This is a genomic window from Pseudoalteromonas sp. MER144-MNA-CIBAN-0113 (genome assembly GCF_040308965.1).
Classification (GTDB): Bacteria; Pseudomonadota; Gammaproteobacteria; order Enterobacterales; family Alteromonadaceae; genus Pseudoalteromonas; species Pseudoalteromonas tetraodonis.
This window is the reverse complement of the sequence record NZ_JBEOOG010000438.1, coordinates 1-258: the sequence shown is the minus strand read 5'-3', so window position 1 is coordinate 258 and position 258 is coordinate 1. Positions and strand designations below refer to the sequence as shown.

Here is a 258-nt window from a genome sequence, read left to right as displayed (position 1 = left end):
CATAAAAGGCGATTTATGGGCCGTGCATGGCGGTGGCTTTTACGAAGTGGCTAAGTATCAAAATGGGCCTGAAAAAATGCCCCATACCCTGCATTGGTTTAAGTGGGAAGCCTATACAACCTGGATCACCGGTGTTTTATTATTTAGCTTACTTTATTATGTAGGCGCCGATGTTTACCTAATCGATAACAGTAAAAGTGAGCTAAGTAAATTTGCAGCTATTGGCGCATCACTTGGTTTTATTGGCTTAGGCTATGG

The 258-nt window shown here is 42.2% G+C and carries 1 protein-coding gene; it reads left to right on the top strand.

Going from position 1 to position 258, the window contains the following annotated elements; translation table 11 throughout:
- Positions 1-258: urate hydroxylase PuuD (locus AAEY57_RS20400; protein WP_350608711.1), on the top strand; the 258-nt coding region annotated here is incomplete at both ends.